This window comes from Sphaerisporangium aureirubrum (genome assembly GCF_042658925.1).
Lineage (GTDB): Bacteria > Actinomycetota > Actinomycetes > Streptosporangiales > Streptosporangiaceae > Sphaerisporangium > Sphaerisporangium aureirubrum.
In genome coordinates this window covers 1-10,470 of sequence record NZ_JBHSRF010000142.1, presented here as the reverse complement: position 1 = coordinate 10,470, position 10,470 = coordinate 1, and the positions used below count along the sequence as shown (strand labels likewise).

General features: G+C 69.0%; 8 protein-coding genes. 4 read left to right on the top strand and 4 right to left on the bottom strand.

Going from position 1 to position 10,470, the window contains the following annotated elements:
* Positions 1–188: 188 nt before the first annotated feature.
* Positions 189–1,763, bottom strand: coding sequence for a PQQ-dependent sugar dehydrogenase (locus tag ACFP1K_RS40220; protein ID WP_380763698.1), 1,575 nt, complete (start codon positions 1,761–1,763; stop codon positions 189–191).
* A 548-nt stretch (positions 1,764–2,311) separates the two neighbouring features.
* Between ACFP1K_RS40220 and ACFP1K_RS40215 the strand changes: the two genes are divergently transcribed.
* Genes ACFP1K_RS40215 through ACFP1K_RS40205 form a run of 3 tightly spaced genes read left to right on the top strand, consistent with a single transcriptional unit; the run spans position 2,312 to position 5,061 of the window.
* Positions 2,312–3,154 carry a peptidoglycan-binding domain-containing protein gene (locus ACFP1K_RS40215; protein WP_380763696.1) on the top strand — a complete coding sequence of 281 codons (843 nt, stop codon included), beginning with the start codon at positions 2,312–2,314 and terminating at the stop codon, positions 3,152–3,154.
* Between the two features lie 43 nt (positions 3,155–3,197).
* Positions 3,198–4,091 (top strand): peptidase inhibitor family I36 protein, encoded by an 894-nt coding sequence (locus ACFP1K_RS40210; protein ID WP_380763694.1) that lies wholly within the window; start codon positions 3,198–3,200, stop codon positions 4,089–4,091.
* A 34-nt stretch (positions 4,092–4,125) separates the two neighbouring features.
* The gene (locus ACFP1K_RS40205) at positions 4,126–5,061 is read left to right on the top strand and encodes a SpoIID/LytB domain-containing protein (RefSeq protein WP_380763692.1); all 936 of its coding nucleotides are present in this window, start codon (positions 4,126–4,128) and stop codon (positions 5,059–5,061) included.
* Positions 5,062–5,115: 54 nt separating this feature from the next.
* Here ACFP1K_RS40205 and ACFP1K_RS40200 read toward each other — a convergent pair whose 3' ends face one another.
* The 3 genes from ACFP1K_RS40200 to ACFP1K_RS40190 all read right to left on the bottom strand — a co-directional run bounded on the left by ACFP1K_RS40200 (position 5,116) and on the right by ACFP1K_RS40190 (position 9,720).
* Positions 5,116–6,171 carry an NBR1-Ig-like domain-containing protein gene (locus tag ACFP1K_RS40200; RefSeq protein ID WP_380763700.1) on the bottom strand — a complete coding sequence of 352 codons (1,056 nt, stop codon included), beginning with the start codon at positions 6,169–6,171 and terminating at the stop codon, positions 5,116–5,118.
* A gap of 463 nt (positions 6,172–6,634) precedes the next feature.
* A complete protein-coding gene (locus tag ACFP1K_RS40195; RefSeq protein ID WP_380763690.1) occupies positions 6,635–9,511 on the bottom strand; it encodes a type 2 lanthipeptide synthetase LanM family protein in 2,877 nt (958 codons plus the stop codon).
* Between the two features lie 23 nt (positions 9,512–9,534).
* Complete coding sequence (locus ACFP1K_RS40190) at positions 9,535–9,720, bottom strand: DUF6229 family protein (RefSeq protein ID WP_380763688.1); 186 nt, start codon at positions 9,718–9,720, stop codon at positions 9,535–9,537.
* A 237-nt stretch (positions 9,721–9,957) separates the two neighbouring features.
* Between ACFP1K_RS40190 and ACFP1K_RS40185 the strand changes: the two genes are divergently transcribed.
* Positions 9,958–10,191 (top strand): hypothetical protein, encoded by a 234-nt coding sequence (locus ACFP1K_RS40185; RefSeq protein ID WP_380763686.1) that lies wholly within the window; start codon positions 9,958–9,960, stop codon positions 10,189–10,191.
* The last annotated feature ends 279 nt before the right edge of the window (positions 10,192–10,470 follow it).

Sequence of the window (10,470 nt, the reverse complement as noted above, 5' to 3'; positions counted from 1 at the left end):
GCTGGACGACGAGCTCGCGGGCCACCTGCTCACGGCCGCGCGGGGAATCGTCGAGCCGCTGCGCCAGTGGGGCGCCTACGCTCCCGTGGTCGAGGCCACTGACAGCCCTTCCTCGACCCCGGTCGTCGACGAACTGCTCCGCTACCTCGGCCGCACCCCGCGCTGACGGTCGGCCTCCACGACGCCTGTCAGCTGCTGAAGGCGCAGGCGTCGTTGTTGAGGGTGAACCGGCTCGGCAGGGACGTGTCACCTGTGTGATTGGCCAGGTAGCCCATGGTGACGCTGCGGCCGGGGGCGATGGAGCCGTTGTGCGAGGCGTTCACCGCGGTGACGACGTTACTGCCCTGGGTGAGGTCGGTGTTCCAGTCCGAGATGATGGTCTGGCCCAGGGCCAGGGAGAAGTTGAGTGTCCAGCCGGCGATCGGCGTGGTGCCGGTGTTGGTGATGGTGAGGTCGACGGTCATTCCGGTACCCCAGGCCCGCTTGGTCAGTTTGATCCGGCAGGTCGGCGCGGCCCGTTCGAACGACACCCGGTGCAGTCCGCCGGGAAGGTCGTTGACGACGTAGAACTCGCCTTCGGGGGTGGCACCGAACGCGGTGACCTGCGTGGGCGTCTCGCCGAGCTCGGACTGGAGATAGCCGCCCCGGCCGTCCTCGCGCAGCGCCCACACGGTGGAGGAGCAGTAGTCGGTGGCGATGTAGGTTCCCCCGACAAGGTCGGCGTACCGCTGACCGCGGTAGACGAGTCCGCCGATGACCGAGCAGCCGCCGGTGTACGGCGAGTAGGTGAAGACCGGCTTGGTGTACTGGACGCCGGGCAGGCACTGGGCCTGGTCGAACACCTCAAGTCCCTCGTAGCAGGACCAGCCGAGGTTCACACCGGCCTGCCGCCCGGCCTTGACGTGGTCGATCTCCTCCCACCTGCCTTGGCCGACGTCGCCGATCCAGATCGAGCCGTCGGCGTGGTCGATGGAGAAGCGCCAGGGGTTGCGCAGGCCGTACATCCAGATCTCCCCACGGGCGCCCGCACGACCGACGAACGGGTTGCCCGCAGGAACGCAGTAGGCCAGGGAGCCGCATGTCCGGTTCACGTCGACGCGCAGGATCTTGCCCAGCAGGGTGTCCAGGCGCTGCCCGGAGTCGAGGGGGTCCGCGGCGCCGCCGCCATCGCCGATGCTCATGTACAGGTAGCCGTCGGTGCCGAAGGTGATCTGGCCGCCGTTGTGGTTGCCGTACTCGGAGTGTTCCTGGGAGAGCAGCGGCTCGAGGCGCGCCTCGTCCAGCCTGTACCGGCCCAGCGTGACCGCGCCGTCCGGCAGTGCGGTGTAGGCCAGGTACAGGTCCTGGCTCTGGGCGAAGTCGGGTGCGAGGGCGATGCCGAGCAGCCCCCGCTCGTTGTCGGACTGGTCCACCGACGCCGTGATGTCGATGATCGGGGTCTGTGCGAGACCGGTGTCCGGGTGGTAGACACGCACGGTGCCGCGCTTCTCGACGATGAACAGCCTGTTCGTCCCGTCGTCGGGTGCGGCGAGGGCGACGGGGCGTCGCAACCCGAAGGCGACCTGGGTGGTGATCGCGTTGATCTCTTCCAGCGGCACTCCGGCGGCCTGTGCTCCCCACGTGCCGCCGGCGGGCACGGACGAGGACGCGGCGGCCGGGACGGATGTCTGCGCGGCCGCTGGTGGAGTGAGTGCGGCCGCGGGGGCGAGCAGTGGCAGGGACAAGGCGAGCAACGCGCGAGCTGCCCAGCGATTTCCTGACATGTCGGGCTCCAGAGACTGGATTCGTCGGAGGGCGAAGCGCGTCCCACCCGGTCGCATTCCACCCCGAAACAACCGGAGTACGACGGCGACCAAAACAGGCTCCATGCTCTGACGCGCCCGACCGGACGGTATCCGCTCGGCCGTCGTCACAACCAGGCCCGCGACCGCGACGCACGTCCGAAGAGGCGACGGCAGGCCGTCGTGGCCACTCGCCCGCATCCTGACCAGAGGCGATACGAAACCCTCCGGTGAGACCCCTCACGGGCTTCATGAAACGTACATCGCCAGGGGACCTCGGCCGGTCGGCCGCCGTCCGGCAGGGACCGTGCGAACAACGGCTCTGTCTCTGGCGTAAGACCTAGATCACCGCCGCGGGTGCCGGCCGTGCGGCTGGTGCGTTCTCCGCCGGTCAACCGGCGCGTACGCCTGTACGGGACGGCTGTCGGACAGGCTGACAACACGATCTTCTTGTGGACGGCGTGAGCGATCCGAAAACGTGGGCTCCGCCGCAGGGATCACCCCTACAGCGTCCGAAATCAGGAGAAACGATGAAGCTGCCTTCATGCGCTGCCGCCCTTGTGGCGGCCGCCCTGCTCGCTTCCTTCACCGGAGCGTCCGGGATGTCGGCGGCGCGGGCCGACGCCGGGGCCCTGCCGAACGTGAACATGGAAGCCACCGTCAAGGCGGCCCAGATCGACCCGCGGCGGCCGGACGACACGCTGACCCCCGGTGCCAAGGCCAGTGTGCTTCTCGTCGAGCAGGCGCTGCGGGACCGGTCCCTGCTCGACGCGAAGTGGGTGGACGGGTACTTCGGCACCACGACGGTCGCCGCTTTCGCGAAGTTCCAGCAGTCTCTCGGCTTCACCGGTCTCGACGCCAACGGCCTGCCGGGCAAGACGTCGCTCACCAAGCTCGGGGCCGGCCGCTTCGGCGTCACCGACCTCATCGGCCCGGGGGCCCGGGTGTCCGCGGACGGCTTCGTCATCGACACACGTACGCGCGACATGCTGGCCGAGGCGAAGCGGCTGCTTGGCCGCGGCCTCGTGCTGCTGCAGGGGTCGTACAACCCCGGCGGCGACCCCACGTCCGCAGGTACCCACGACGGCGGGGGCGTCGTCGACATCTCGGTCGAAGGGATGAACCCCGCGACGCGGACCGCGGTCGTCCGGGTGTTGCGGCGTGTCGGCTTCGCGGCATGGACGCGCAGCCCCGATCAAGGCGACTGGCCGTGGCACATCCACGCCGCCGCCATCAGCGACACCGACCTCTCCAGCCAGGCCCAGCACCAGATCGGTGACTACTACCTCGGTCTGAACGGGCTTTCCGGCCGTGGCCCTGACGACGGCCCGAAGGTGACCATCCGCACCTGGGAGGAGTACCGGCGCGGCTGACCATCCGAAACGCAGGCTGTACGAACCCACAAGGGAGAACCTCATGAGAACGCTCAACAAGATCCTTCGCACGGTGGCCGCCGCGACGGTGCTCGGCGGGGCGGTGCTCGCCACCGCCTCGCCCGTCTCGGCGGCGGGCCGCGACGGCGTGTGTGACTCCGGCGAGTTCTGCTACTACTTCAACAGCGGCAACCAGGGATCGGTCTCCGACTTCACCGGATCGGTCGCTGACTACGGCACCGAGCAGCCCTCCTGTTACGACTTCAAGGGGCCTGGCAACGGCAAGGACACGTGCGTCAAGAACGCCGCCGCCTCGATCTGGAACCGCAGCGACAAGACCGTCCGGGTCTACTACAACAGCAACTACGGCGGCACCTACCAGGACTTCGCGGCCGGCGCCAAGGGCAACCTCCAGGCCGGCCTGAAGAACCAGAACGCCTCGCACCAGTTCAGCCCGCCGTCGTCGGCGCGTGTCAACATGTCGTACGCGCTGTACAACGCGAGCGGCGGCCACATCAGCTGCCCCTTCGACGGTTACGTCAACACTCCCGGCCGGCACGAGGGCATCGACATCGCCCGCAGCGTGGGCTCGGATGTCCGCGCCCTGGTGGGCGGTCAGGTCATCAACATCGCGCGTGGGTACAACGGCAGCTCGGGGCTCTCCACGATCGCCATCTACAACGCCTCGCTGAACAAGACGATCATCTACCTGCACACCGCTCCGCGCTCCGCCCTGAGCGAGGGCCAGCAGGTCTCGCGCGGTCAGATCATCGCCGACGAGGCGTGGCACGGAGTGTCGTCCAGCGGGGCCGCGCACACCCACGTCGAGATGCGTCCCGGACGGCAGACGCTCGCCGCCAAGAGCGTCGGCGACCCGACGCTGAGCAACCCGAACCCGAACTCGTTCTGGGTCTCCCAGGGCTACAACGTCAGCTAGCGCACCGCGGCCGCCGACGATGAGGAAGGCAACTGTGTTACCACGAATCGCACGGCTCACCGCGGTGGCCGCCGCGACGGTGCTCGGCGGGGCGGTGCTCGCCACCGCCTCGCCCGCCTCGGCGGCGGGCCGCGACGGCGTGTGTGACTCCGGCGAGTTCTGCTACTACTTCAACAGCGGCAACCAGGGATCGGTCTCCGACTTCACCGGATCGGTCGGCGACTACGGCACCGAGCAGCCCTCCTGTTACGACTTCAAGGGGCCTGGCAACGGCAAGGACACGTGCGTCAAGAACGCCGCCGCCTCCGTCTGGAACCGCAGCGACAAGACCGTCCGGGTCTACTACAACAGCAACTACGGCGGCACCTACCAGGACTTCGCGGCCGGCGCCAAGGGCAACCTCCAGGCCGGCCTGAAGAACCAGAACGCCTCGCACCGGTTCCTGAGTTCGGCACCCCCCACCGGGTGCAAGACCGACGGTACGCACACCAGGCTGCCCACGACGATTCTCGTCTACCGGAAATCCCTCAATCGTGTGGACCGGGTGGCGTTCAGGACCTACATCGAGAACGTCCTGCCCAACGAATGGCCGTCGTACTGGCCGCGGGAGTCCCTCATGGCCGGGGCGATCGCCGTCAAGAACTTCGGCTGGTACTGGGCGCTGAATTCGGCGAGCAAGACGCCGAGCGGCCAGTGCTACGACGTCACCGACCAGACGTCCAGCCAGGTGTACAAGCCCGGCTCCGCGACGGCGTCGACGAACGCCGCGGTGAACGCGACGTGGGGCACCCGGATGACGCGCAATGGAAAGATCTTCAAGGCCCAGTACTGCTCGACGACGACGGCGTGCCGCCATTGGGTCACCGGCGACTGGCTGTCGCAGACCGGCTCTCGAGACAAGGCCGAGGCGGGCTGGAGCTACTCCAGGATCCTCACGTACTACTACACGGGGATCGTTCTCACCTCCTGAACCCCAGTCCCTTCCTGCTTCCCCGCCGTGTGACGCACGGCGGGGAAGCAGGCGTCAGTCGACGATGAGCTGGAAGTTGAGCGGCCGGCCTCCGGGGAACGCGACTTGTCCCGAACCGTCCATCATCTTGAACCGGACGTAGCACAAGCCCGGGTTCCTCGGGGTGGTGACTTCGGTCCGGATGTCGACGATCTCTCCGGGTCGCGTGTCCTTGATCGGTATGTCGGAGATGGTCTGGCATTGATCAGGTTGCTGCGGGAGGTCGAGGCGATGCAACGAATAGCCCTCCCACGGCACGGTCCCGACGTTCTTGAGCCGCCACACCTTGATCTTGGTCTGGCCCGGGCCGACGCGCGTGCAGTCGGGCAGCGTGATGTCCCCGAGGAACGCCGCCGAGTCACCCTCATGCGCAGGCGGGGCCCACGGCGGGTTGGTCGGGCGCACCGGGCAGTCGGCCGCCGACAACGCGGCCGCCGACAACGCGGTCGTCGACGGGCCGCCGGACGGGTTCGGGCCGCGTCCTTCGGCCCCGGAACCGCGGTTGACGACGACCGCGACGAGAACCGCTGTCCCCATACCGACGGCCGCTGTCGCGAGCACGGCCGCGGCCGGGCGGGTCAGCCGGAATCGCCCGCGCCCTCCCGGCGCGGGCGGGACGGGCCGGACGTCGCCCGCGATCTCGCCGGGTGCCCACGCAGGTACGGAGGCCGGAGTCTCACCAGCCGGCCGCGGCGCGGGCGACCCGATGGCGATGTTCCCGGCACGACCTTCCGCGCCGCCTGTCGCGGAGGCTTCGCGTCCACCAGGCGGATGGGCCGCCACGGCGCCCGCGCGGAGTGAATGATCTGCGGCGCTCGCCGATCGGACCGCCAGGTTCGCCCTCTGCCAGCGTTCGCGGTACGCGGCCGGGTCCGCGCCGCAGGCCTTGACGAACTCGACGGTGGTCTCCCAGCTCGGGAGCCGGTTGCCCTTCGTGGCTTCGTGCAACGTCGTGTGCGAGATCGCCCCTGACCGGCCGGACATTTCCCGGAAAGGTGGATTGCCGACCGATTTGCGAAGTTCTCGCAGCGCCGCCGCGAAGTCCTCGATCGTCTCCGCCCGTGCAGGCATGTCGTCCACCCGGGTGAAGCTAACAGCGCCCACGGTATTCACTCAAGCGCGAACCCACAGCGACGGGCCCTTGCTGTCCGACGACGGCGCCACCTGGCTGGGTACGGCGGTGCTGCTCCGGGCGCCGGACCCGGACACGGCACGCGCCGTCCTGACCCGGACCGATACGCCGAGATCGAGGTGCACAACTGACGGTTCGGCACGTTCACGGGCCGCCGTGGAGCAACAACACGAAGCCTGAATCACGAGCAGGAGTGCCACTAGCACGGCGTCGCCCACCACGGGCGCGTACGTCGCGGGCGGGGCGCCACCCGGTTCTGGTCGTTCCAGAACACTCCGGCGCTGCGACACCGCCTGTGTCTTCGCCCTCGGACGCTGTCCGCTCCGTCACAAGCCGCCTCCCGCCCCAGGGACACTCGGCATCCCGATGCTGTCAACCTTGTCGGGAGAGGAGACGGGGCGGTCAGATCTCCGGGTCGGGGAGCAGGACGGAGGGGAGGGAGGTGTCGGGGTGCAGGCGTAGTAGTTGGTAGAGCATGCCGCCTACTCCCGGCATCAGGCCTGGGCTGAAGGCGTCACGTGAAAGGCCGCTCACCGGGCCGTGCTCGTTCATGCTGCCGATCATGTACGCGGCGAGGTACTCCGGAGTCAGCTCTTCGGGCCCGGCACCCACATCGATCGCGTGGCGCACGATTTCCCAGTTGCCGAGGTCTCCGTGGCAGAGCGTGTGGTTCCAGCCGATGCCCCTCGACCAGGACGACGCGGCGGCCCGGCGCAGCACGTCCGCCCAGCGCGGGTCACCTTCGCGGGCCAGCCGGTCGGCCGCGACGAGGCCGATGCCGGCGGCTCCGTGGCACCATGCGCTGGAGGTCACGCGAAGGTCGTCCAGTTCGCGCAGGTCACGCCAGCCCTTCTCCGCCGGGTCGTACAGTGACTCCTCGTACAGAAAGGCCCTGTCCGCCAGGGCGCGGAAGTCCGCGGCGCCGGCCGTGGCGCTGTCGGCGAGCCGGGCCAGCGCCCAGGCGATCCCGGTGGCGCCGTGTGAGACCCCGCCTAACCCTTGTGGGAACGCGGTGCTGGGCCAGCGTGCTCCCCGGTCGTCGATGTGGGCCAGTGAGAGCAGGCGCTCCCCGATGCGGTCGGCCTGCGTGGACCACTGCTGGTCACCGGTCTGTTCCGACAGGCGGAGCAACGGCACGATGGCGCCTGCCATGCCGGTGAGCAGGTCGTACACCTCGTCGGCGGCCACCGCCTCGGGCAGTTGCCTAGCCAGGGCGCCGGCTCGGGCGACCGCCTCCTCCGAGCCGACGGTGCCCAGCCTGCGCAGCAGCAGCCAGCTCCAGATCTGCGAGCCGATGCCGACATAGCCGCCTGGGGTGGCGGGGCGGCGCCGCGGCCCGGTGCGGCGTGCCTCCGCGTCGCGCTCCTCGGCCAGCCTGATCGTATGGAGGAGATCGGCGAGCAGCCCGTCCAGCCCTGGCACCTCGTCGGCCCTGCCCTGCCCGGTCTCACGCACGTAGGCGGCCAGAGTGATGGCGACCCCGTACGCCCCGCCGTACACGTCGGGAGACAGCGACTGTACGAACCAGCCGTCGGAGGTGAGCACCGGCGCGGTCCAGGTGACGGTGCCGTCGTCGCCCCGGACCGCCGTGTCGAGCATGCCGCGGGCGATCCCGGCCGCGATCCGGCGCCGGCGCCGGTCGAGGTCCTGGTGCCGGATGAGAGGCACGGCCATACGCTTGTTGGCAGGCATCCACCCTTCGTTGAGGTAGGCGCTGACCAGAGCGGACCGGATCACCTCGCGGTCCAGGGCCGCGTCGCGGTCGCGCCAGCGCCGCAGCGCGTCCGCGATGAGGTCCTGCTCGTCTCCGTACGAGGTTCCGCCGGGGCCGTCCAGACGGCCGCGAGCCGGGGTCGTGGCGAAGAAGGGGATGTCGCCGACCAGCAACTCGGCCACCTCGGCGTCGATCACCTCGGGGTCCGATGGCGCGCCGGGCAGGTTCTCGGCATGCTGGGCCAGCAACCCCGCCGCCTTGCCCATCGCGGTCGGCTCGTCGTGCAGTGACGCCGGGTGCCACACCATGCGGGCCAGCTCGGCGTACGCCTCGGTGGCGCGGAGCACGACCCGGATCGGACGGTCGGCGAAGTCCGTGAGCAGCCCGGCGAGCTCATCCCGCCGATCCAGCACGTCGAGGTGCTCGACCAGCTCGGTGAATCCGGACAGCACCAGGTCCCAGTAGTGGACGAGGATCGGATCGGGGCTCGGGTGGTTGCTCACCGCTCCCAGCTCGACCCGTTCCATCCCCAATCTCGCCATGTCCGTGCCCGCGTCGACGACGACCGGCATCTGCGTGTACGGCTGCTGGCCGGGCAGGCCTCCGACGGCGGACATGTCGACGCCGCGCCAGGCGAGCGAGACGCCGCGTCCGGGAAGGAGTCCGGTGCGCAGCACCGATCCGCTGAGCAGGTCGGTCGCCTGGTCGACGGCGTCGCCGTATCCGGACGGTTTGGCCGGGACGTGCGGGGTGAACAGCGTCTCGCAGTCGACGACGACGGGGGCGGGACCGGCCGCGATGAGGTTCTCCATGTGCAGGTCGCTGCCGCCGATCAGCCGCATCAGCGCCAGCCAGTGCCCGACACCGCGGTAGAAGGACCGCAGCTCCGTCTCGTCGGCGCAGTAGCGGTGCTGGATGTGCTCCGCCCAGCCGTACCCCTGGCGAATCAGCACGTCGGGTACGCGGATGCGGCTGCCGGCGGGCAGCTGGGGTGCCAGGCGGTCGATCAGCCGCGCCAGCGCCTCGTCCACGGCGAGGGACCGGGGCTTGTAGACCACCTTGCCCTGCGAGCCGTGCAGGACGGCGACGCTGTGCCCTCCGCGATGGCTGTCTCCCGCCCCGAAGTCGAGCCCGACCAGCTCGCCTCGGAGACCGCCGGGCAGTGCGGTGAGCGCCGCGCGGTCGGCGGCGAACCTGCGGGCCAGTTCCACGGCCGCGGCGCACCTGTTGCCGATGATCGTGCCGAGCCTGGACAGCATCGTGGGGTAGTGCTGGGTCAGGGACAGCCAGAACTCGGGCGTCGCGGCCGTCGCCTTCCACTCCTGCCACCGCATCTGCGGCGTCTCGGCGGTCAGCCTTCCGCTGATCCGGGCGGCGTTGAGTTCCAGCAGCAGGACCCTGTTGACCTTGAGGCGGACGGTCTCCTCCAGCGCTTCGGCGGTTCTTCGGCATATCAGCCGGGCCTCCGCCTCCGTGAGGCCGGGGATCGATCCCAGCGTGGCGGACAGCCCGGCCAGCGCCGGTGCGGTCAAAAAGTCCAGCGACGGGTCGAAGTCCCCGGCCATTCGGATCTATCATCCTTCCTTGATCAGCAGCAGAAGCGGCTGCAGGTGCACGAGCTCGCCAGCCGGGTGTCCAGGGCCGTCAGCGTGATCTCCGACTCGGCGTACTCACCGATGAACAGGGGACCGGCCGGGCTGTCCCAGCCCTCGACGTCGGCTCCGCTGCGCCACGCGGAGACGATCTCCTCAGAGCGTTCCAGGGTGACAGGCATCCTTACTCCCTCCATGACCGGGCGTTCCGATCAGCGTTAGCCAGCCGATCGGAAAAATCAATACATAGCGGGCGAAATGTGCCCCACGCCCACCAATGGGACGACAGCGCACGTCAGGGGTTTCGTCCCGCACCGGAGATTCTCCATATATTGCGGGCGACAATTATCGCGATTTGTGAATACAGCCCTCCGGCGGCGCGCCGCCCCGGCCCGAGCACCCCTCCCTCCACGCGCAGGGTGCTTCTTCTCATCCTCGTTGGCCTGGGCATAACGGCGTACCTTGTGTGGGGGAATCGCCGGCCCTCTAATAGGCTGGAACTTCTCTACCGCGACCTGCTCGCGCACACCGATGACGCGATGGGCATGCAGGGTCTCATCCAGCATGCGGCCTCGGTCGAGAATGTCCTCGCCCAAAGCGTGCGTGAAGCCATCGCGACGGGTCAGGCACTGGCCATGCCGGATACCAGGTAGTGGGGCTGATCTGCGAAATGGGCTTGCAGCGGGGACAGCAGGCGTAGCACTCGGGTTGTCGTGGGAGCCATCGGATCTCGCCCTCGGGGGACTATTAGGAACGAAAATAGCCTAATGGGCTTCTAGGCTGGTGTCACAAGCAAGAAAGTGATCGAAAGGGCGAGATAATGGACACCACGGTTACCGTCACCTCCCTGCGGCCGGTTTGGCGTGAGGTGCTGGCCGCTTCGTACCGGGCGTTGGAGAGCAGCGTCGCGGGGGTGCGGGACGGGCAGTGGG